Raw genomic sequence first — 21999 nt, forward strand, 5'->3', positions numbered from 1 at the left:
TTGTCTTAAGCAAAAAGAGCAGAACGCAAACGCGATCTGCTCTTTTTACATGCTAGATATGGGTAATTTGTCCATGCGTGAAAAGCTCTTCAATAAATAAGGGGTTTATCACTACACCTATAGAATAACAAAGAAAAAAAGATGTGGCTGTGAGATTTATCACAGCCGCATCTTTTTTATTCAACTAGCTTGTTAAATTGTACACGTTTATTAATTGCCGCCATAATTGGTGCTCCTACAAGCATAACAATGAACTCACCAACAGCCGTTGTTAACCATGTAAAGAAAAATGGTAAATCAAATGCTAAGTGCAGTTCAAACGCAATAATAAACATCGTGAACGTAAATACAAGTGTATTAACAAGCATACGAGCCCACATATTTTTAATGTAGCGCATAGAAAAAATGGTAATGAGTAATGATAGCACGGATTGTCCTACCCCAAACACCAGATCATAAGCGACCATTGGTGAAAAAAACAAATTCGTCAGAAATACTCCTAGCACAATGCCGTACACGTACTTTTTATTAAACACAATTAAGTGATTGAACATTTCCGATATACGAAATTGGATATTGGTGAAGCCAAACGGCTGAATTAACATGCTGACAGCAATATACATAGCAGCTAAAAGACCGTTGACGCAAAGTGTTCTTATATTCATCTTACTATTCTCTCCTTAGTTTTTTAACGTGGGATGGTTACGAACCACGTAAACACTCAAAGAATCATACAGCAAGCTTAAGCTTTCGTCAATCTAGCTGTTTACAAACTACTGCCGGTTTCTATATCTTGCATATTGACTGCTCTTTTTTCTTACTTTTCTTTAGTATAAAATAAAAGACGTATCAGTATACATAGGTGACATCAAGTAGTTAACCCTTTTGATTTGAAATACGAAAGGATTTGTAGCGATGTTAGACAATACAGATAAGCGCATACTAGAAGAGCTATCAAAAAATGGACGTATAAAGATGAAAGAACTAGGAGAAAAAGTGCATTTAACCGGACAAGCCGCTTCTGCTAGAGTATTAAAGTTAGAAGATGAAGGCATTATCAAAGACTATACAATTAACATTGATGAACGAAAACTCGGCTACATCATCCATGCATTTTTAAATATCTATACGCAGAGCATTCATCATCACCCCTACCTTACATTTTTAGAAAGTCAGCAGGAGTACGTTATCAACAACTTTAAAATCAGCGGCGATGGCTGCTACTTATTAGAATGCAAATTTCATTCAAATGAAGAACTAAATGATTTTTTGACAGAGCTAAATCAGCATGTGAATTACAAACTTTCAATCGTCATTAACAAATAAATTTTTTTAAAAAATAAAGGTATATTAATTTATGAAAATGGTAATCCTAATAACGTATTCCCCCTATTCCAATAAATTTGAAAATCCTTTGCGCCATCGCAAAGGATTCTTTTTTTATGTAGGAAACCGCCTTCTATTTTTTGAAAAGTTGAACATCTCTCACAGCGTTGACATAGCGGTCAGGGGTTTATATAATCGGTGACATCGAAGCATAGAAAAGCAGGATCAAGACCTATACACGTATCGTAATTCTTCGTCTTAGAAGTTGATCAGTTTTATAACTAGACAATTTCTAAGACGTTTTTTATTTCATTATTTGTGAAACACTAGTAAAAACAAGATTCCACGTGAAAATATCCTAATAATCAAGGAGGTTTGTATATTGAAAACAATCTATAAAGACATCATCTTAATTATTGTTGGAGCACTTTTAGTTGCTGCATCCATTGATTTTTTCGTCATTCCAAATAAATTAGGTGACGGCAGTACAGTTGGTATTGCTCTTGTTTTATATTATTTATTTCATATCCCTACAAGTATCAGCACATTTCTTGTAAACCTTATATTTATTGCCTTAGCCTATAAATTTCTAACCAAAAAAACGATTCTTTATACGATTCTAGGAGCCGTCATGACGTCCGTTTTCCTCGGTCTAGTCAGCTATATTCCTTTTCACGTTCACGACATGATTTTAGGAATTGTATTCGGGGCTTTACTAATGGGAACAGGACTTGCTCTCATTTTTATCGCAGATGGATCTACCGGTGGAACAACTCTTTTAGCTTATTTATTAAACTATACAAAAGGCTATAATATTTCTAAAAGCATGTTCTATATGGACAGCGTCATTATTTTAGCATCGGTTTTTGCTATTGGCGTCAACAACACACTCTATACTTTTATATTCGTCTATCTTTGTGCCAAAATCGTAGATGTCGTTATTGAAGGTTTCCACAACAAAAAAGCAATGACGATTATGTCTGATCAATACAAAGACATAGCACAAGTCATCACCAGTGAATTTGGAAATGCAGCTACCATCTTTTACGGATATGGCTACTACGCCAACAAAGATAAACGTATTATTTACGTTGTTATTAAAAAGAACGAGTTATTAAAAATTAAAAAGAAAATCCAGCAAATTGACCCGAATTCTTTTATTGTCATCCACGAAGTAAAAGAAGTTGTCGGCGGAAAATTTGGATTTATCGGCAATTCGCCTCATGAAACAAAAGCCGCTGCTAAATAAAAAAATCCACCTCTTGGTGGATTTTTTTATGAAAAAACCGTTAAGAAAAACGAAAAGATACCTGCTAAAAAGTAAACCGACCCTAACGCAATTGCTCCTGTAACGACCGTAAATACACTTAATCCTATAGCCACCTTCATTTTCATCCACACCCCTTTTTAGATTAGTAGTATAAGTATGTCCAAGGATAGGAGATTTATAACTATGCCCTCCTATTTATTTCATATATCGATGCAACAATTGTCTATTCAATGTGTTCTAAAACCACCCCTGACGACATAATGTATAGGAAGGATTTCATATACACATCTTTGTATCACACATATCATATGAAATTAGGTGAGATAAAATGGTGGCTGTCCACTTTTTTGAAAACAGAAAGCTTCTATTAAGCCAGCTGAGGGAAAACATTCCTTCTACGGGTGATGATTTAAAGATTAAAGGACGAAAAGGAACCGTCGTGCTTGTGAATGACATCGATGAAAAAAATGTTCACGTGGAAGTTGCTTTAGAAAAAGTAGTGAAAAAGAACTTAGCGTTAGATAACGCTAAAAAGAAAAGGAGATAAGCGGCTTACGCTTATCTCCTTTTCCTTTTAATTTATATACGAATCGTCTGTATCTTTTGCTTCAGTTTCCAAAAAAAAGAGACTCCTAAAAAGGAATCTGCAGCAAAGAGCGATATCATCGCCTGAATATTAATACAAGCTACATTTTAACATATAAAAACATATTTTACAAAAATAAACTATTATTTTACGCATAATTATTTTTCATTCGAGGTTTTTCAACATTTGAAACCCATTTCGTATAAAGATCTTTCTTTATTTTTCAGGCCAAATTTTTGCATCCGGTTCTAATAACCACTTATGCTCTTCTTCCATAATACGGTCTGTCCACGGATTATTGTCGAGATGGCGAATCATCCAGCAGAAGTACATCGCATAGCCAGGAGCCGTTGCTTGAGGATGATCCAATTCACCAGGAATTGTAATAAAACTATTATCAACTACACGGTACGCATCTTCTCCAACCATTGCGCAGCCAAATCCTTGGGGCTTGTCAAAACGATAGTAATACACTTCGGGCTGGTCATGATGATGAGGCGGATAACTCGACCATCTTCCTGGATAAGAAATAACTTCTCCAATAACAAGGTTAGAGTAAGGAGCGTTATTGTAGTCAAAAATTGTTCGAATTACACGCTGAGCAGTACCTTCCCATACTCCTTCACCAGCCACTGTGTTTTGACAATCTTCAGGCGTATATAATTTTGATGAAAACTCTTTTTCATTATCCGTTTTTTGAATTAGCACTTCACTATCGGCAAGCCCGGTAATTTTAACCTCCACATTTTTTGAAACGTGCAAACACCAAGGCTCTTCTTCAAATAGGGACTGGCGCTGAATTTCTTTCGAATGGCCTTCCCACTCTAGCTTTACCTTTCCTTCTAGTAAAAGAATAGCCGTTTCACTGCTACTGTCTAGTAAAGTTTCCTCTTTTCCTTGGGCCATTTTATAAATCCCAATATCCATCAGCATATCTTTGTGCTGACCGGTCATTTCTGTAAGTACGTTGTATCCTTTATTTAATTCACCTAATTTACCTAACATGCTTAAATTCCTCCTTTATGTAGTAGCGCAATAAGAATTTACTAATTACTCATTTTTTCTTCATAGACTCTCTAAATTCTTTTGAATATGTGACTATGAGGATTTTTTATTAACGGCAATATTCTTGATTGTGTTCAATTATTTGTAGATGCTGTGGCTTCCCTTCGTAACGGAGCCGTTGATTTCCGAACAATCAATTTTGGCTCAAGAAGCAAATGTTCTTTATGCATCGCTGGATATTTCATTTCTCTAACCAGCAAATCCACTACGTTTACAGCCATTTCTTTTGTCGGCTGTGCTACCGTTGTCAACATGGGCGTGATGGTAGTAGAAAGAACCGTATTATCAAAGCCAATCACTGATAAGTCTTGCGGCACATCAATTTTGAGTTCCTTTGCGGCTTGCATAACGCCGATAGCCAGTAAATCGTTACAAGCAAAAATAGCCGTCACTTTCTCCTTCATTGAAAAAATTTGCTTAGCACTTTCATATCCTTTTTGAATACTTGCTTCGGTCGTAATAACGTGCTGAGGCGGCACGATGATTCCATTTTCTTGCATAACTTCTCGAAAAGCATCTAAACGGGCGTGATTACTTTTTGCATTTTCTGTAATAATCGCAATTTTTTTATGATGCAAAGACAGCAAATAATCAGTCGCTAAATAGCTCCCTTTGTAGTCATCCACTGTCACTGTATTAACGGATATGTGAGGAATTTCTGAAGCAATAACGCTAATCGGTATATCTTGCTTAAGCATATTTTTTAAAAGATTAGCATTGCGAAAAGCAGAAGCTACAATTAAACCGTCGATTCTCTGACGTATTAACAGCGATAGATATTTTTTCTCTTTTTCCGCATCGTTATCGGTATTGCACATTACAACATGGAAACCTCGCTCATGACTTCGGTCTTCTATGCTTCTTGCCAAATCGGCAAAAAAAGGGTTGGAGATGTCAGGTACGAGAAGCCCAATCGTTTTAGTGGGTTTTCCTGTTAAAGCAGATGCTACGACGCTTGGATGGTAATTCAACTGCGCCATAACCTCAATTACTTTTTGTCTTGTTCTTTCACTAATATGACCGGTTTGATTGATGACTTTTGATACGGTAGAAATTGATACACCTGCTTCTTCAGCCACACTATAAATGGTTGGCTTCATTTCCTCTCCTCCTTTCCTTTCATAAACACATAAAAGACGTAAAATCTTTTACAATGGAAATTAAAGACCGCTTTTTTCTTTAATAAAGTTTCTTGCTTTTAAAGCATATTCAAAAGGATTAGCAAGGGCTGGATCCTGTTCTGCTTCTACGACAAACCATCCGCTATAATCCGAAGTGGCAAGCGTAGTAAATACCTCATCAAATTCAATAGCTCCGTCACCTGGAACAGTAAAGGCTCCTTCTTTTACCGCTTGCAAGAAGCTCAAGTCTTGTTCTTTGACTCGATCAACTACTTCTTGACGAATATCCTTTAAATGAACATGCTTAATACGGTGCAGATATTTTTTTAAGATATAAAGAGGTTCTTCTCCTGAAAAGACAAGATGACCAGTATCAAATAGCAGCGAAACAAGCTCCGGATTGGTAAGCTCCATTAGCTGCTCAATTTCTTCTGTTGTTTGTACACCTGTGCCCATATGGTGATGATAGACAATATGCATATCTTTCTCTCGTGCTAGTTTCCCAAGATGGTGCAGGCCTTCTGCAAGTCTGTTCCACTCTTGCGATGTGAACACAGGCTTTTCTTTAAATAAAGGAACATCCAGCAGCCCTTGAATGCTGTGCCCTTGTTCAGACACAACAATTACTTTTGCTCCCATTTCGTATAAAAAATCGCGATGTTCAATAAATGGCGTCACCGTTTCTTCCAGCGGCTTTGTTGTTAAAAATGTACTAAACCAGGCACTTGCAATTTCCAAATTCCGAAGCGATAATGCCTTTTTTAAGATTGAAACATTTCGCGGATATTTATTTCCTACCTCACTTCCTTTAAAACCGGTTAAGGCCATCTCACTGATACACTGTTCAAATGTATTTTCAGCTCCTAGCTCAGGCATATCATCGTTTGTCCAACCAATTGGAGCAATCCCCAGTTTGACCGTATTTTCCTTGAACATCTCTTCCTCTCCCTTATATAAAATTAAAACCTCTTTTATATTTATCGAATGTTTCTCTTCAACAACCTCATTTTCTCCTACTCCTTAATAAACTCTTGCCATTTCAAGGTTTTTCACCTTATCTTCATAAGCTTCCTGTACATGCTGATTTTTAGATACCTCTGCTACTCCTACATGCCACCATGATTCATAACCGTTCGTCATAGTTTTTGGCAGCACTTTAATATCAATTAGCGTAGAAACCTCTTGTTTTTGTGCATCTTCTATCGCCGTTTTTAATTCTTCAAGAGAACTTACGCGATACGTTTTTACACCGTAGCCTGCGGCGCTGGCTGCAAAATCAATTTTCATCACGTTTCCGTTTAGTTTTCCTGTTTCATCGTTTCGATAACGAAACTCTGTGCCAAAGCTACCCATACCGTTTGACATTTGAAGGTTATTAATGCACCCGAAGCCTGAGTTATCAAACAGTAAAATGTTTATCTTCTTTCTTTCTTGAAGGCTTGTAATAAGCTCTGAATGAAGCATTTGATAGCTTCCATCTCCAACCATCGCATACACTTCTTTAGCTGGTTCTGCCAGCTTAACTCCAAGTGCGCCTGATACTTCATATCCCATACATGAATATCCATATTCCATATGATAGGTATTAGGTTTAGTAGACTTCCACATTCTCTGTAAGTCGCCTGGAAGACTTCCTGCTGCACCAACAATGACGGAGTTGTCATCAAGGAGCTTATTCACCTCTCCAATTACTTCTGTTTGCGTTAATTGAGTACCAAGTGATTCTACATATTCAGCTAAGCTTTCATCTAAATGACCTTGTATTTCCGGAACAAAATCTGCACCAGTAAAACGTATGCTATGTAGACGCTCTAATTCTGTATCCCATGCGTCTTTAGCACTTGTAATTTCTGTTGTATAAACAGACTGATAGCCAATTGATTTTAGCTCTTCCCTAAGAGCAAGCAACCCTTCTTTTGCATCAGCTACAAGTTTCACGGCATCAAGTTTATTTGCATGAAATTCAGACGTGTTAATGGTAAGAAATTGCACGTTGGGATGTTGAAAAAGCTGTTTAGATGCTGTTGTAAAATCAGTAAATCGAGTACCTACTCCAATTACTAAATCTGCTTCTTTAGCGATTGTATTAGCAGCTGAGTTCCCTGTTACACCTATTCCGCCCAGATTATAGCGATAGTCACTTTCAACGGCACTTTTCCCTGCTTGAGTTTCTCCAAATGGAATATGGAACTCACTTGCAAATTGTTTTAACTCTTTTGCAGCTTCTGAATACCGAACGCCTCCTCCGCAAATGATGATTGGCTTTTTCTTTGTTTTCATTAATTGAATTGCATCTGCTAGACTGTCCCTAGTCGGAAGGCGGCGCTCAATGCGGTGAACGCGCTTTTGGAAGAAATAAGCTGGAAAATCCCATGCTTCTCCCTGCACATCTTGAGGCAAACAAATAGTTACAGCTCCCGTATCTGCTGGATTCGTTAACACACGTATCGCATTAATCATAGCTGTCATCAATTGTTCAGGGCGGCTTACGCGATCCCAGTACTTACTCACTGGTCGAAAAGCATCGTTTGTAGAAATAGATAAATCATATGACTGTTCAATTTGCTGCAAAACGGGATCCGGCTGTCTAGTTGCAAATACATCACCAGGAAGCAGCAAAACTGGAATATTATTAGCTGAAGCAGTGGCTGCCGTTGTAACCATATTTGCTGAACCTGGCCCCACTGAAGATGTGCAAGCCATAATCTGCTTTCGATGTTTTTGTTTTGCAAAAGCCATCGCTGCATTGGCCATTCCTTGTTCATTACGTCCTTGATATACATCTAGATTTCCTGGGTCTTCTTCCAAAGCTTGCCCAAGACCTACCACATTTCCGTGCCCGAAAATTGTAAAAATCCCTTTAATAAACTGATGCTGCTTTCCATCAAATTCAACATACTGCTGATTTAAAAACTTCACTAATGCTTGTGCCGTCGTCATTCTAACTGTTTCCATGCTTCTTTCTCCCTTCTAGTACTAGATTGCGATTTTAAAAAAGGAAGCATAAGGAATATCTTTAATTCCTGATACTTCCTTTTTAAATGAGATGCGATTTTTAACGAATCACTTACCAGCGCGTTGTTACCATTTTCTTTCTTGTATAAAACTCCACGCCGTCCGTACCATTTGCATGAAGATCACCATAAAAAGAGTCTTTCCAGCCAGAGAATGGGAAGAATGCCATAGGTGCCGGTACCCCTACATTTACTCCTAACATACCAGATTCAATATTTTCACGGAATTCACGTACGCTTGCGCCGCTATCTGTATAAATACAAGCACCGTTTGCAAATCGAGAGTTATTAGCTACTTCAATAGCTTCTTCTAATGTTTTCACACGTACAATGGACAGCACAGGTGCAAAAATTTCATCTTGCCAAATTTTCATTTCTTGCGTAACATGATCAAAAATCGTTGGTCCGACAAAGTAGCCATTGCCATTTACTGCTGCATCTGTGCGACCGTCACGAATAAGCTCTGCTCCTTCTTGCACGCCTGATTCAATATAGCTGAGCGTACGCTCTTTATGATTTTCACGAATAACTGGTCCTAAGAAGACGTTTTCTTCTAAGCCGTCGCCAATTACAATACCATTTGCTTCCTCTACTAATCTTTCAATTAGCTGATCCGCAATTTCTTCTTGTACAGTAACAACAGATGCTGCCATACAACGTTCACCTGCTGAACCAAAAGCAGCTCCGATAATTTGTTTTGTTGCTACGTTCAAGTCTGCATCATTTAATACGATCGAGTGGTTTTTAGCACCAGCTAAAGCTTGAACACGTTTTAAGTTTTCCGTACCTTTTTTATACACGTACTCAGCTACAGGCTGTGAACCAACGAACGAAATAGCTTTTACGAGCTTATGTTCAAGAAGGCCATTCACTACGTCATGAGCACCATTTACAATGTTTAGCACGCCTTTTGGCAAACCAGCTTCTTCAAACAGCTCAGCTAATCTTGCAGCTAAAAGCGGTGTACGCTCAGACGGCTTTAACACAAATGTATTGCCGCAAGCAATCGCAAGCGGGAACATCCAGCAAGGAACCATCATTGGAAAATTAAACGGCGTAATTCCTCCAATTACACCAATTGGATAGCGGTACATGCCAGACTCAATGTCTGTTGCAATATCAGGAAGCTGTTTCCCCATCATTAACGTAGGAGCACCCGCCGCAAATTCTACACATTCAATACCACGCTGCACTTCGCCTCGCGCTTCGTTAAAGCTTTTTCCGTTTTCAACCGTCACTAACTTTGCTAATTCATCCCAGTTATCTACTAATAGCTGCTGATACTTGAACAAAATTCGTGCGCGTTTAGGCACGGCTGTTTTTGCCCACCCTTTGAAAGCTTCATTTGCTGCTTGCACCGCTTGATCCACATCTTCTTTTGTAGAAAGAGGCACCTGTGCGATTAATTCACCTGTCGCTGGGTTATACACAGGTTCTGTTTGTGATGTAGCTGATTCAATCCATTGTCCACCAATATAGTTTTTTACTGTTTTTACTGCTGTTTGTGTCATAGAATATCTCTCCCTTTATCTGATTTTAATAAACTTCTATTCCTTTAATCTCTCAAGATTTTCCCTTTGTTTATTAAGCTTCCTGCAAAACTTCCGTTGCTGTCTCCATAAAGTTGAAGAGCTCAACGCTTGTCGGCATAGCATCTGAACAGCTGTGTTTTGAAATTACAATCGAAGCTGAGGCACCTCCCAATCGCATTGCCTGCGGAATTTCAAGCCCTTGCATCAATCCGTAAATAAAGGCTGAAGCATAAGAATCACCAGCGCCAAACGTTTTCAGAACTTTTGTTTTAAATATTCCTCCACGGTGAGAATCGCCGTCTCTTGTATAGGCAATAGATCCTTCTCCACCGTGCTTAATCACGACGATTTGAGCATGGTAAGAAAACCAGCGCTCTGCTGTTACTTGGTCATTAGATTCTTTATAATTTAAAAGTTTTTCCATCATATCAAACTCTTCTCGCGTACCAATAATCACATCTGATTTTTCAGCGGCTAAATTAAAGTAGACTGCCGTTTCAGCTTCTGATTCCCATGTATATGGACGATAGTCGATATCAAAAAACACTACAACTTCATGCTTGCGTGCGTGTTCTAGTGCTAAAAACACGGCTTCACGAGAAGGACTTTGGGCAAGAGCGGTTCCAGATATTAAAAGAGCCTTTGACTTCTTAATATATTCTTCTGATACTTCTGTAGGATCTAGTTTTAAATCCGCTACATTATCTCGATACATTAAGATGCTGCAATCTGTAGGGCTTTTGATTTCCGTAAAAGCTAACCCCGTTACGGCCCCCGTTTTATCAACAGCAATGCCATCTGTATTAATCTTATTTTTTTGAAGATAGCCAGTAATGAAGCGGCCCATTTGATCATCTGATACTTTTCCGATAAAGCCGGTTTTTAAGCCTAGCCTTGCTGCTCCAATCGCAATATTAGCCGGAGAGCCTCCGACATATTTAGTAAATGTTTTAGTCTCTTCCATTGGACGCTGCGTTTCATTTGCATTTAAATCAATACATAAACGGCCAACAGCGATGAAATCTAACCCACGATTTTCTTTAAAAACAAGCGGATTCATCTTTATTCCTCCTTAGTTAAGCGCTTTCCTAAAAGGGTAGAAAGACCAATTTCTTTCATCCCCACGTTTACCGTCATTAATTCACTGCGTATTTTTTATGTTCAATCTTTACTGGCTGCCCGGATAGTAAAGATTCTTTTGCTGCTTTAGCAATTCGTTCTGCTTGTAACCCATCGTTCCCTGTACAAATAACGCTTTGATTTCCCATAATTGCTCTTGCAAACTGTGTCACTTCCGCTATGTACGCTTGTGTATAGCGCTCAAGAAAGAAATACAGCGGCTTCTCTTTAACTACATTTTCGCCTGTTGATATTTCCACTGTAGTAGGACGGCAATTGTCAGCGGCAGCTGCACCTTTTTCACCAAAAACTTCAAGGCGCTGATCGTAACCGTAGACAGCTTGACGACTGTTATCGATTACACCTAAAGCTCCATTTGCAAATTTTAATGACACAATGGCTGTATCTATATCTCCCGCTTCTTCAATAGCAGGATCGATGAGCGTCGTGCCGTAAGCCGATACTTCTATTACTTCGCTTCCCATTACATAACGAGCCATATCAAAATCATGAATCATCATATCCATGAACAATCCTCCTGAAGCGCGAACATATTCCGGACTCGGCGGCTGAGGATCTCTAGACGTAATTTTTAGAATGTGCGGCTGTCCTACTTCTCCTTGCTGTACAAGATCATGCACTTTTTTAAAGTTGGGATCAAAGCGTCGGTTAAAGCCAACTTGAAGCTGTACGCCATGTTCTTTTACTACTTCTAACGCTTGGATTGTTTCTTCTACTGAAAAACTAACGGGCTTTTCACAGAAAATATGTTTTTTCGCTCGAGCAGCTTCTTTAATAATCGATGCGTGCGTATTCGTTGGCGAACAAATGAAAACGGCATCAATTTCTGGATCAGCTAATAAATCTTGATAATTTGTTGTTAACGTCGAAATTTCTTTACTTGCAGCCCATTCATGCAAATGATCTACTACCACATCTGAAACCGCTTTAATTTTTATTTGCGGCATTAATTTTAAATTATCAGCATGTAATTTCCCTATGCGTCCAGCACCAATTATTCCAATTGTAAGAATCCCCATCTTATTTTCCCCTTTAATTAAAAGTTAAGAAAACATTCGCTCAAACCTTTATATGGGTTAAGCGCTTTCCTAATCCCAATTATACATAACGTTTTCTGAAATGCAAACTTTTTTTATAGATTATTTAGAATATTTGTTTTTTAACAATCTAAACGTATACGATAAAAAAACTATTTTTATCATGAATTCAGTGATTATTGCCTTACGTACTAATATTTTTATGATTAAAATAATTTAATTGAAAATTATATATATTTAAAATTTTAATTGACGTTCAAAAAATGTAAGCGTATACTTTTTATCAAATAGATTAAGCGCTTAACCAAATTAGTTTGATGTTTTACACAAAATAATCGATCTGGTGGTGTGGAAAATGAATGAATTTATTTCCAGAAAAACGGCTTTAGACAGGATTGGGATCCCTTCTCATTTAACGTGGGGATACATAGGTATTATTGTTTTTATGATTGGCGATGGTTTAGAACAAGGATGGTTATCTCCTTATCTTGTAGAACGAGGTTTAACCATTGAACATGCTGCTTTACTGTTTACTGTTTACGGCATTACGGTCTCTGTTTCTTCCTGGTTCTCCGGCGTACTGGTTCAGCTGTGGGGTCCTAGAAAAGCAATGGCATTCGGCTTGATATCCTTTATTATTGGTTCAATTGGATTTATAGGTTTAGGACTTCATATTATGAATTACACAATTATACTAATTTGTTATGCTCTTAGAGGATTTGGTTACCCTTTATTTGCCTACTCATTTTTGGTCTGGGTGTCTTACCGCACGCCCCAGGAAATGCTTTCAAAAGCAGTAGGCTGGTTTTGGTTTGTCTTCCAGCTTGGATTAAGCGTAATCGGAGCCTTTTATTCAAGTTATATGGTTCCGAAAATTGGCGAAATCGCTACCTTGTGGAGTGGTTTACTTTTTGTTTTGATCGGTGGAATCTTTTCGATTATTATGAATAAAGACAAGTTTACCGTTCAAAAAGTAAACGATAATAAAACAAAAGAATTAATGAAAGGGATTACAATCGCATTTGAGAACCCTAAAGTAGGCATCGGAGGCATCGTAAAGATTATTAACTCTGCTGCTCAATTTGGATTTGTTGTTTTCTTGCCAACATATATGATGAAACATGATTTTACGATGAGTGAATGGTTGCAAATCTGGGGTACATTGTTTTTTGTGAATATGGCTTTTAATATTATTTTTGGTATTGTTGGAGATAAGTTTGGCTGGGTAAATACAATCAAATGGTTTGGCGGAGTTGGATGCGGCATTGTAACACTTGCTCTCTACTATGTACCGCAATTCATCGGACATAATTATTGGGTGATGATGATTGTCGCATGCTGTTACGGTGCAACACTAGCAGGATATGTTCCTCTTACAGCATTAGTGCCTTCTTTAGCTCCTGAGAATAAAGGAGCGGCAATGTCTGTGTTGAACTTAGGATCTGGACTTTCTGCTTTTGTAGGTCCTTTAATTGTGACCGTTTTTATTGGTCTTTTGGGCACGGGCGGCGTGATTTGGATCTTTGCTTGCTTATACTTCTTTGGTGCTTTTCTAACTGGTTTCCTTACGATTCCAACAGAGACAACTATCAAAGGCGAAACAATAAACGAAGTCAAAAGTCCAGTCTCTCTATAAATATGCTTAAGCAGAAAAAGCTGCGGGTGCCTCAACACCTGCAGCTTTTTTATTTTCTCTCCTTTATAACTTTTTTACCGACGCACGTTCTACTAGTTCGGGAATAATCGTTACTCGCTGTTTCGCATGCTCTTCTTTTTTCATAGACTTTAACAGCTGTTCAAACGTACTAGTAGCCATCTGAGAAATAGGTTGTTCAATCGTTGTCAAACCCGGCTCAGCAATATCGGCATATATCGTATTATCGAATCCAATTACCGACAGATCTCCAGGGATCGAAAGCCCCTGCTTCCTTGCCTCGTTTATGAGCGATACTCCAATTAGATCTGTACATGCAAAGACTGCTGTTGGCCTATTAGGCAAGGAAAGCAGCTGTTTACTTGCTCTCCTGCTATCTTCTACTGTTGAATAACAGCTGATAATGGACTGATTTTCTAGTGATAAATTTGCTTCTGTGAGCGCTTGTTTAAATCCGGCTAATCGCCCCTCACTGCTTTTTCTATCTTTTTCAGTCATAATCGTTACCGATTGATGACCTTTTTCTATTAAATACGTACCTGCAATATATCCTCCGCGAACGTTATCAATTGTCACTACATGCGTTGAGATAGAAGGATGGTCAACTGAAAACAATACAAGCGGTACATCATGCTTCACAATTTTCTTTACGAGCTTCGTATCATTTAGTTCGGTTGCGATAATGATTCCATCTACTTGTTTTTTAAATAAAAGATCTATATATTCATGTTCGCGCGCAGTTTGATGATCTGTACTGCATAAAAAAAGCGTGTATCCGGCTGCTCTAGCACTATTCTCAAAAGCTCTTGCTACCTCTGCAAAAAAAGGATTCGAGATATCAGGAACTAGAACACCAATCGTGTACGTCTTTTTTCCTGTTAACGCCGCTGCGACACTGCTAGGCTGATAATCTAATTCCATCATTACTTCATTCACTTTTTTTATCGTTTTTTCACTAATACGGCCTGTTTGATTGATTACTTTGGATACAGTGGCTATCGATACCCCTGCTTTTTTCGCAACATCGTAAATGGTTGGTTTCACTTTCACTGTTCCTTTCTTCGTGATCTCTTCCTTTATTTTATCACGAAAGTATTCAATCGTTTTATATATTACCATAAGCATATTCTATAAGTCCCTGAAAAAAATTTTTTATTTTATGTATAAAAACTATCTATTAATCAAATCATAATCTTAACCTTATAAAAGGAGTTGATTATGATGGCAAACAGCAGAAATAAGAGCAGCAACGAATTAGCAGTACACGGTGCTCAACAAGCAATCGATCAAATGAAATATGAGATCGCTAGCGAATTTGGCGTAACTCTTGGTCCTGACACAACTGCACGCGCAAACGGCTCAGTAGGCGGCGAAATCACAAAACGCCTTGTGCAAATGGCTGAACAGCAACTTGGCGGCGGACGTTTCTAAATCACTATCATAAGCAATACGGCTGGAGGAAGAGCGAATGACCGTTCTTCCTTTTCCAATTTTTACATAATCTCTTATCGCGTTCCTTCTACTCTATATGTATCTAAAACAAAACCACTACCCCATAACGTTCACATCCCGTTATATAAGGTTCTCTTTCTCTCACAATAGAGTGTTTATGATAAAACATAAAAAGAAGTTCCTTTTATAGGAACTTCTTTTATCTCACTTTATAAATGTGCAAGCTCTTTAGATATCTTTTCAGTCTTTGCTTTTAGCTGTTCTTGCTGACCTTCTAAGTCAGCAAGAACAGCTAACACTTCCGTATTCTCTGGTTCTTCTTCATACTGTTTTAACGTAGCAACAAGAGACTGTGAAACTTTGATGAGCTCTTGATTAACTTCTTGCTGCTGTTTTAAATAGTCAAGTTCATATTCCGTTTTTTCTAGATTTCTCATCGGTCCCCTTCCTTTCGTTAACTAGCTTTTATTTAAGAACGCAGTCTTTTATTATCTCATTTAGTTACTTCAACATTACCTTATTTTATTTTCGTGATTGCCGTATAACATTTTTTCATTCATCGGGTCAGCTGATTTTTCAGCAGGTGTCACTGTTTGTCCTAGAGATGAATTGTGTTTATCATGCTCAACTGCGTCTACCATCAGCAAAACTTTTCCTTTTTTAAGATCAGATACATATGAGGAAGCTTCTGCAGCAGGTACACCATATTCGGTTAATTGATTTTCGATTCGATTAACATCTTGATCCATTTTTTCTTCAGACGGCGTAAAAGCATTTTTTATTTTCTCCATAAAGGATTGATGGTGCTTTGAGTGTTGATCTGTATCAACTGTTTGCACATCAATTCCTGCAGAATGCTCAATCGCTTCTGTATTTTCATGATGGGAACCACTGTTTGTCAAAACAGAAAGTGCACTGTCCGGATATCCCTGTGTTTTTAAATTTCGAATCGCTGTAATAACGGCTGCCTCTGAATCATACGTACCTACTACATTTTTTGTCATTTTCTATTCCTCCTAGGTATTATCATTTTTTAGCTTGTTATAGTATTAATACCCTTGGATTTTTTGGTAAAACTTTTTAACTTTATCTCTAGCTCTCCTTACAAGGAGAAACCAATAAAATAACAGACTTGAATCTAAAAATTCAAGTCTGTTTCATGATATCAATGATTTGTATTATAAAATTGGTGACAGTAAGCGAGATACCGCTTCTTTAAATTTTATAAGAAGAGAGCGCTCTTTATATCGTTCGAGCGTTAATTTTGAACTGCACTGCACATCTTCAAGAAACAGGTTCTTTAATTTTTTGGCAATAGGCTGGTCATATACAACTGCATTCACTTCAAAATTAAGGCTGAAACTTCGTGGATCAATATTCGTCGTTCCTACAGAAGACACTTCACTATCTACTACAATTGTTTTAGCATGTAAAAAGCCTTTTTCATAGAGATAAATATTCGCACCATACGTCAGCAGTTCACCTACGTGAGACCACGTAGCCCAATAAACAAAAGGATGATCGGGTTTGTTTGGAATCATAATATGAATCTCTACTCCAGATAATAAAGCAATTTTACAAGCATCCATAAAGCTTGCGTCAGGAATAAAGTAAGGCGTTTGAAGGTACACGCTTTCTTTGGCCGACATAATCAATGAGATATACATGTTTTTCAGATGCTGGGTAGTCGAGTTTGGCCCGCTTGCTACAATTTGTACAGGAACCGTTCCAGAATGAGTTTCTGTACGATGCAAAAATTGTTCCAGTTCAATTGGCTGCTTTGTTGCTTGATGCCAATCTAAAATGAATCTCCCTTGAATATCGTTCACTGACTCTCCTTTAATGCGAAAATGAGTGTCTCTCCAATAACCCATTTTTGGATCTAACCCTAAATATTCATCTCCTACGTTAAATCCTCCTATGTATGCTACTTCACCATCAATAATACAAAGCTTTCGATGATTTCGATTGTTAATCCGAAAATTAATTAAGCGAAGAATTGAAGGGAAAAATGCCTGTGCTTCGCCGCCATATGAAATAAGCTCCTTAAAAAATGATGGCGTCATTTTTCTAGATCCTACTTCATCATAAAGAACGCGAACCTTTATGCCTTCTTTTGCTTTTTTTGTTAGCTCATCTCTTAATTTTTTCCCAAGATTATCTCGTTGAATAATATAATATTGAATATTAATTTCTTTTTTAGCATTTCGAATGTCCTCAAACAATGCATCAAATTTCTGATTACCATCACTAAAGATATCAATTTCATTGTCGGTGCGCACGAGTGACTTAGAAGAATTTAAATTAGTGAACAGCAGTTTATTATGTTGAATTAATAAATCATTTCGATATTCATGGGTAGCTTTAAGTTCTTTTAATTGTTCATCTACTGAAGATCTTAAATATTCCCGCTCATCAGATGATAACTTATAAAAGTTCTTCTGTTTTAGCTGTCTTCCAAAGAATAGATATACAATAAAGCCGACAATCGGTATAAAAAATAAAATAAGAAGCCACGCCCATGTAGATCCTATATCTCTTCGTTCGATGAAAATAAGAATACCGGCTAATAAAATATTAATAGCTGTTACAACAGATACACTTAGTGTAAAGATATGGGCAAATTCCATCCTTTTACTCCTTTCTTTCTACTGCATTGCTTTATTAACTCATTCCCGTTTTTAACGTTCTCATTCACTTTACTATACATAACACAGATCGCTTCCTTTTTCATCTTTAGTATCCAAATTTTATTGTTTTTTTATTTTTTGCCACACTAAAAATGTAAAATATTCGCTTTTATTGTGTATTAAAAACAAGGGGGAAATAATTTGTTTTTTTCTTTTATTTTTCTTAGCCTCATCAATGTATTTATCAGTATTAGCCTGGGGTATACGGCTTATCAATTATTTAGAAAAGCATTTATTGGAGGTATTCTTACGTGTATCCTTGCTTGCAGCGCTCCTATCATGTTTGTATGGCCTTTCCTGTTTTTATCAACCGGCATATCACTTTTTCTCTACTTTCTCATTATTTACTCAAAAAAGCACATATCATCTAATATGTAAATAAAAAACACGAAAATCTAAGATTTCCGTGTTTTTTATTTACAAGCTGTATACGTAATAATCCTGCACGTGATATGAATTGAAACCGCATGTTTCATAGAGTTGCAAAGCGCGTTTGTTTTTCGCTTCAACCTCAAGAAATATATCATATCCTAGCCGAAGCTGCTTTAAAACAACTTGTTTTAAAGCAGCTTTTCCTATTCCTAATTTTTGATAAGAAGGTAAAATACCAAATCCATAAATCCATGCCTCGCTTTTATCATAAGATACCCTTAACTTTCCAACCGCTTGACTATTGTACTCTACGATAAAATGATTTTGCTGTTCTTCCGTTTTCGTTTGTTCATAATAAGCAGCTGCTTCTGTTAAAGACATACCAAAGCATTCCACATCAACTTGTATTTCCATTTTCATATCGGTATCTGATTGGGAAGAGCGAAGTGTAACAAAGGGATTATCATCTTCCAATTCTTTTTGTGTCCACTTCATTTGATATTCTGAAAAAGTAAATGAACATGGAATTTGCTTTAAGAACTCCCTGCCTGAAACCGAATCGCCAGGAGCATTTAATAAAATCTCTGTATACCCACGCTTCTTACATATATGTAAAGCTTGAGAAAACAGCTTTGAAAAAATCCTTTTTCGGCGATAGCTAGGAGCGACCATTCCGCATATTTCTACTGTATTCCCAAACCCATAAAGACCAATAAACCCAACAAGCTGATTATCTTCATAATGAAAAAAATCGTTAACTTCATTTTGTTTTCGACTTCGTAGCATATCAAAATTCAGCTTCAGCTCTATGTGCTCTTCTTGTTCGCAAATAGACTGTAGCTTTTGTATATCTTCTAACACATGTTGTTCTAACATAAAACGCCCCCTGCATTCTTCTTTTTATTATAAGTTCGGCTTTATTTAACTTTTTCCTTTCATCTTTAGCGCAACAGTCGAATAATTATAGGGTAAAAGCAAGATCAAAAAGCATATAGAGTAATCAAACTAAATAGGCGGGGTGCTTATGAAAAAGACCATTTTAATAAGTTTTATTGCACTAGTTGCTTTAACCATTATTTATTGCCTGCAGAAAGAATTTATTTTCGCTTTAGCTTTGTGGAGCATTTATGGAACAGTATTATCTGTTTTTGTATATTTTTCTTTTTACAAATCAACGGAAGATCGCGAGGAACAGTAACGATAATGCTATTAAAAGGTCTGTAAAATAAACCTTTTTACAGACCTTTTATAAATTTACAACTGGGATATATGTTGGTAACAATTTAGAAACAAGTATTCCTTATTCTTAGTGTTATAGAAAAGTTATTACCTATTTCACTAAGGAGTTGGATATTTGTATGAAGACAATTACAAAATCTATATCGGTTTTAGCATTAGCAGCGGGCTTTACTTTTTCATCTCTATCTGGAACACTGCCATTCACTCACGAGCAAACAGCAAGTGCAGCAGAAAAAATAAACGCACCGTTCAGCGTATATGAAGTGACCGCAAACGTACTCAATATACGTTCAAAACCTAGCACTCAGGGAAAGATTCTTGATACATTAAGAAAAAAAGATCAAATTGAAGTAGTCAAGTTTGTAAATGCAGATTGGGCTGCTATTAAAATAATTGGCGGCACCGGATATATCAGTACTTCCTATTTAATGAAAGTCCCTTCTACTGTTCATACAGCTGCTAACCTTAATTTACGTACAGGACCTAGCACAAGCAACAAAGTTGTAACAACTATTCCTAAAGGAAAAAGCGTCAGCTTCTTAGCTTGGGGCTACTCAAAAGATAACAAGCTTTCATTTGATTGGGCTTTTGTAGAATACAACGGCTTTAAAGGATATGTAAGCACTTCGTACTTACAGTTACCTACTTATAGATAAAAACAGATAACTCCCTTGAATTATTTCAAGGGAGCTTATTTATGGACACCGTATTAATAGTGCCCTGCCCATGAAGCACCAATGATAATTAGTAAAATAAATAGCACAACGATTAACGCAAAGCTACTTCCGTGACCTGCTCCGTATCCGTACCCATAACCATAACCTCCGTAAAAACTCATTTTCTTTCACCTCCTTTTTTGTAGAATATGTGAAGGAAAATGAAAACGAACATGAGTATTCTTTATCACAAAATTCATTATAATTTATAAACGTTAACTCTTTTACTAGTAAGGCATAGGATATAGCATCCCGTGGTTCATCTCTACATCTTTCCCTCGTTCCCCCTTTTAAGTAAGGGTATATTCGAGCAATACAAAAAAGAAGAGTTTATATAACTCTTCTTTTTTATTGAACTGGATTATCAACTTGCATGTAGTCATTATAATATTCTTCTAACGTAATTCCTTTCTTAGACACTTTAGAGGCGAGTTCTTTCCCGACAAATCGTATATGCCACGGCTCATATTTATAACCTGTAATCTGCTGCTTTCCTTCTGGATAGCGAACAATGTATCCGTATTTATATGAATTTGCTTCAATCCATTTGGCTTCAGGAGTATCTTTAAAACAATCTTGAGCTGCACACTTACCGGTGCTGCTTGATACATCTATACTTAAACCAGTCTGATGTTCACTGCTGCCTGGATGAGCGCTGTAATGATTAGCTGCCGCTTCTCCATCTTGTTTTATATACGCTTGATAAAGAGATTCTTGACGGCTTTGAGAACGATAGGCAGAAACACCGGCTAGGTAAATTCCTTCTCGTTCAGCAGCTGAAAACATCCTTTCTAACGCTTTTGCTGCTTCTGTACGCATTTGGCGCTTTTCAATTTTTTCTTTAAATATAAACCGAACGTCTGGGTATACAAGGTCAGTGGGTTCATAGTGATCAGGAAGAAGATTTTGTTTATTTACTAACACAGCAATGGATTCTGGGTTCCCTACAATTTCTATACTATTCTGCTTCTGTTTAGAAGAAGATAAAGGATTATGATCAGACGTATTCAAATGATCGTCGTGCTGAAATAATCCCTGATAGCCTAGATACGAGAATCCTGCAATAACACCCAGCACTATTAGTAAAGCCATTTTTTTATAAAGTTTCATATTTCTATACTCCTGACATATTTTCAGCTTTTTAGGACACTCAAACATTGTATATAAATCAAGAAATAATTACTAATATAACAAACTAATTCCTACTATAAATTTTAGTATGCCCGGACCTAATTTTTTCAAACGTTCATTTTAAGCATAAAAAAAAGAGATGTCTCCTAAAAGACATCTCTCTTTACTTCTATTCTATAAGACTAGTATTAGTCGATAACTGTAATTTTAACTGATCTTCTGCCCCAGTCTTGTGCAGCACTATCTGAAGAAACGAATACATCAATTCGATTTCCTTTAATTGCGCCACCTGTATCTGCTGCTACAGCTTGACCATAACCTTCAACGTATACTTTTGAACCTAATGGAATAACGCTAGGATCAACCGCAATTACTCGTTGATTTGGATTTGATTTTAAATTTACTCCAGTAGCTGTTGTACCACTGCATCCAGCACAGTTAGCTGTATAAGCTGTTGCTTCAACAGTCATAGACTTGCCGCTAGCTTGCTGTTGAGACTGCTGTTGCTGCTGTTGAGCTGCTTGTTCTTTTTGTGCTTGCTCTTGTGCTGCCTGTGCTTGTGCTGCTGCTTGAGCTTGCTGTGTTTTAACCACCCTTCCTGTTCCTTTTATTATTTAGCACATATTTCAATTTATGTAATTTAGACATAATAAA

General features: G+C 37.2%; 22 protein-coding genes, 1 pseudogene and 1 riboswitch. Of the genes and pseudogenes, 7 read left to right on the forward strand and 16 right to left on the reverse strand.

The genetic code is table 11. From position 1 onward, the window contains the following. Positions 1-176: 176 nt before the first annotated feature. On the reverse strand, positions 177-665 hold the full coding sequence (locus AC4NPH_RS26415; RefSeq protein ID WP_029320702.1) for a QueT transporter family protein: 489 nt from the start codon (positions 663-665) through the stop codon (positions 177-179). Positions 666-674: 9 nt separating this feature from the next. Further along, a riboswitch (PreQ1 riboswitch) is annotated at positions 675-719 on the reverse strand. A gap of 196 nt (positions 720-915) precedes the next feature. Here AC4NPH_RS26415 and AC4NPH_RS26420 point away from each other — a divergent pair. The 3 genes from AC4NPH_RS26420 (at position 916) to AC4NPH_RS26430 (ending at position 3143) form a co-directional block, all read left to right on the forward strand. Further along, entirely contained in the window at positions 916-1326 is a 411-nt protein-coding gene (locus tag AC4NPH_RS26420; protein WP_013055230.1) for an Lrp/AsnC family transcriptional regulator, read from the forward strand. A 382-nt stretch (positions 1327-1708) separates the two neighbouring features. Beyond that, positions 1709-2575 carry a YitT family protein gene (locus tag AC4NPH_RS26425; RefSeq protein WP_013055229.1) on the forward strand — a complete coding sequence of 289 codons (867 nt, stop codon included), beginning with the start codon at positions 1709-1711 and terminating at the stop codon, positions 2573-2575. A 349-nt stretch (positions 2576-2924) separates the two neighbouring features. Continuing rightward, positions 2925-3143, forward strand: coding sequence for a hypothetical protein (locus AC4NPH_RS26430; protein WP_013055227.1), 219 nt, complete (start codon positions 2925-2927; stop codon positions 3141-3143). A 255-nt stretch (positions 3144-3398) separates the two neighbouring features. Here the strand turns inward: AC4NPH_RS26430 and AC4NPH_RS26435 are convergent, their stop codons facing one another. The 7 genes from AC4NPH_RS26435 to iolG all read right to left on the reverse strand — a co-directional run bounded on the left by AC4NPH_RS26435 (position 3399) and on the right by iolG (position 12073). Beyond that, positions 3399-4187 (reverse strand): 5-deoxy-glucuronate isomerase, encoded by a 789-nt coding sequence (locus AC4NPH_RS26435; protein WP_013055226.1) that lies wholly within the window; start codon positions 4185-4187, stop codon positions 3399-3401. A 134-nt stretch (positions 4188-4321) separates the two neighbouring features. Then, complete coding sequence (locus AC4NPH_RS26440; RefSeq protein ID WP_013055225.1) at positions 4322-5347, reverse strand: LacI family DNA-binding transcriptional regulator; 1026 nt, start codon at positions 5345-5347, stop codon at positions 4322-4324. Between the two features lie 60 nt (positions 5348-5407). Next, on the reverse strand, positions 5408-6304 hold the full coding sequence (gene iolE, locus AC4NPH_RS26445; RefSeq protein WP_013055224.1) for a myo-inosose-2 dehydratase: 897 nt from the start codon (positions 6302-6304) through the stop codon (positions 5408-5410). Positions 6305-6388: 84 nt separating this feature from the next. Next, positions 6389-8323, reverse strand: a complete 1935-nt coding sequence (iolD, locus tag AC4NPH_RS26450; protein WP_013055223.1) for a 3D-(3,5/4)-trihydroxycyclohexane-1,2-dione acylhydrolase (decyclizing) — start codon at positions 8321-8323, stop codon at positions 6389-6391. A gap of 112 nt (positions 8324-8435) precedes the next feature. After that, positions 8436-9893, reverse strand: coding sequence for a CoA-acylating methylmalonate-semialdehyde dehydrogenase (locus AC4NPH_RS26455; protein WP_013055222.1), 1458 nt, complete (start codon positions 9891-9893; stop codon positions 8436-8438). 73 nt (positions 9894-9966) lie between these two features. Beyond that, positions 9967-10974 carry a 5-dehydro-2-deoxygluconokinase gene (gene iolC / locus AC4NPH_RS26460; RefSeq protein ID WP_013055221.1) on the reverse strand — a complete coding sequence of 336 codons (1008 nt, stop codon included), beginning with the start codon at positions 10972-10974 and terminating at the stop codon, positions 9967-9969. 76 nt (positions 10975-11050) lie between these two features. Continuing rightward, complete coding sequence (gene iolG, locus AC4NPH_RS26465; protein ID WP_491939260.1) at positions 11051-12073, reverse strand: inositol 2-dehydrogenase; 1023 nt, start codon at positions 12071-12073, stop codon at positions 11051-11053. Positions 12074-12446: 373 nt separating this feature from the next. On the opposite strand from iolG, the gene AC4NPH_RS26470 reads away from it, so the two are divergent. Beyond that, on the forward strand, positions 12447-13727 hold the full coding sequence (locus AC4NPH_RS26470; protein WP_098197365.1) for an MFS transporter: 1281 nt from the start codon (positions 12447-12449) through the stop codon (positions 13725-13727). Between the two features lie 63 nt (positions 13728-13790). On the opposite strand, the gene AC4NPH_RS26475 is transcribed toward AC4NPH_RS26470, so the two are convergent. After that, entirely contained in the window at positions 13791-14789 is a 999-nt protein-coding gene (locus AC4NPH_RS26475) for a LacI family DNA-binding transcriptional regulator (protein ID WP_013055218.1), read from the reverse strand. A gap of 177 nt (positions 14790-14966) precedes the next feature. Between AC4NPH_RS26475 and AC4NPH_RS26480 the strand changes: the two genes are divergently transcribed. Continuing rightward, positions 14967-15176 (forward strand): alpha/beta-type small acid-soluble spore protein, encoded by a 210-nt coding sequence (locus AC4NPH_RS26480; RefSeq protein ID WP_016762907.1) that lies wholly within the window; start codon positions 14967-14969, stop codon positions 15174-15176. 230 nt (positions 15177-15406) lie between these two features. On the opposite strand, the gene AC4NPH_RS26485 is transcribed toward AC4NPH_RS26480, so the two are convergent. The 4 genes from AC4NPH_RS26485 to AC4NPH_RS26500 all read right to left on the reverse strand — a co-directional run bounded on the left by AC4NPH_RS26485 (position 15407) and on the right by AC4NPH_RS26500 (position 19135). After that, positions 15407-15634 carry a hypothetical protein gene (locus tag AC4NPH_RS26485; protein WP_013055216.1) on the reverse strand — a complete coding sequence of 76 codons (228 nt, stop codon included), beginning with the start codon at positions 15632-15634 and terminating at the stop codon, positions 15407-15409. A gap of 75 nt (positions 15635-15709) precedes the next feature. Then, a complete protein-coding gene (locus AC4NPH_RS26490; protein ID WP_029325269.1) occupies positions 15710-16201 on the reverse strand; it encodes a YflT domain-containing protein in 492 nt (163 codons plus the stop codon). Positions 16202-16375: 174 nt separating this feature from the next. Beyond that, positions 16376-17827 carry a cardiolipin synthase gene (gene cls / locus AC4NPH_RS26495; protein ID WP_013055214.1) on the reverse strand — a complete coding sequence of 484 codons (1452 nt, stop codon included), beginning with the start codon at positions 17825-17827 and terminating at the stop codon, positions 16376-16378. 477 nt (positions 17828-18304) lie between these two features. Continuing rightward, complete coding sequence (locus AC4NPH_RS26500) at positions 18305-19135, reverse strand: GNAT family N-acetyltransferase (protein WP_013055213.1); 831 nt, start codon at positions 19133-19135, stop codon at positions 18305-18307. A 148-nt stretch (positions 19136-19283) separates the two neighbouring features. Here AC4NPH_RS26500 and AC4NPH_RS26505 point away from each other — a divergent pair, with 148 nt between their 5' ends. Next, positions 19284-19457 (forward strand): hypothetical protein, encoded by a 174-nt coding sequence (locus AC4NPH_RS26505; RefSeq protein WP_164796970.1) that lies wholly within the window; start codon positions 19284-19286, stop codon positions 19455-19457. A 160-nt stretch (positions 19458-19617) separates the two neighbouring features. Then, on the forward strand, positions 19618-20154 hold the full coding sequence (locus AC4NPH_RS26510; RefSeq protein WP_013055211.1) for an SH3 domain-containing protein: 537 nt from the start codon (positions 19618-19620) through the stop codon (positions 20152-20154). 53 nt (positions 20155-20207) lie between these two features. Here AC4NPH_RS26510 and AC4NPH_RS26515 read toward each other — a convergent pair whose 3' ends face one another. From AC4NPH_RS26515 to AC4NPH_RS26525, 3 genes and pseudogenes are all read right to left on the reverse strand, one after another. Continuing rightward, positions 20208-20336: a YjcZ family sporulation protein gene (locus tag AC4NPH_RS26515; protein WP_013055210.1), complete on the reverse strand. Its 129-nt coding sequence runs from the start codon at positions 20334-20336 to the stop codon at positions 20208-20210. Positions 20337-20562: 226 nt separating this feature from the next. After that, entirely contained in the window at positions 20563-21324 is a 762-nt protein-coding gene (locus AC4NPH_RS26520; protein ID WP_013055209.1) for a M15 family metallopeptidase, read from the reverse strand. 209 nt (positions 21325-21533) lie between these two features. After that, positions 21534-21824: pseudogene (locus AC4NPH_RS26525) on the reverse strand (3D domain-containing protein); the annotation flags it as partial. Positions 21825-21999: the final 175 nt, after the last annotated feature.

The organism is Priestia sp. MDV22-iso46 (assembly GCF_058629175.1).